The sequence below is a fragment of the Shewanella sp. 10N.286.51.B2 genome, assembly GCF_041469265.1.
Lineage (GTDB): Bacteria > Pseudomonadota > Gammaproteobacteria > Enterobacterales > Shewanellaceae > Shewanella.
This window is the reverse complement of the sequence record NZ_JBFRKH010000101.1, coordinates 1-743: the sequence shown is the minus strand read 5'-3', so window position 1 is coordinate 743 and position 743 is coordinate 1. Positions and strand designations below refer to the sequence as shown.

Sequence of the window (743 nt, the reverse complement as noted above, 5' to 3'; positions counted from 1 at the left end):
TGTCCTTGATGGACGTCTTTATCTTCGGTTAGATTAGCCGATGAAACGCCACCAATTTGAGCGGTTTCATTGCTACCGTTAATACTAATGGTAACTTGTTTGGATACTGGGGTGCCTGAGCTATCAGTTGCTGTGACTGTGAAAGTTTCAACTGCTACTTCTCCCTGATGTAGGGCTAAAGTCGTTGCTGAATGATTATCTAGAACGTATTGCCATTCTCCAGATTTTGAATCAATGACGAGCTGGCCAAATTGACCTATTCCATTTGAGGCCGACCAAGTGATGCTATCGCCATTATCTGGGTCGGTAGCTATGAGGTTGCCTGAAACGGTATCAATTGAACCTAACTCATTGAGACTAGCATGATGTATACCTGAAATTTGCGGTAAATCGTTACTACCTTCAACCTCTACAGCAATGACCGAGCTCACTTTATTGCCTTGGCTGTCCGTTGCCGAAATGACAAATTGTTCTGTTTGATGAGTCCCTTCAGATAATGCATTTGTTTGCTGGTTATTATTATCAAGTTGGTAATGCCATTCGCCAGTTAACTGGTTTAACGTTAACTCACCATATTTACCTTGAGCATTGTCTGTACTCCACAACACTTGGTTAGCATCAGTGCCTGTAGCTTGCATTACGCCACTCGCAGTATTCACTGCATTATCTTCTTTTAATTGTGCAGTTGATGCTTGACTTGCTATTTCTATTGGGGTTTCATTCGTGCCAGTGCCAGTGCCAGT

The 743-nt window shown here is 42.7% G+C and carries 1 protein-coding gene; it reads right to left on the bottom strand.

Features of this window, described 5'->3' with window-relative positions:
• Positions 1–743, bottom strand: a 743-nt coding sequence (locus tag AB4140_RS19355) for a VCBS domain-containing protein (protein ID WP_372002261.1), incomplete at both ends; no start/stop codon positions are given.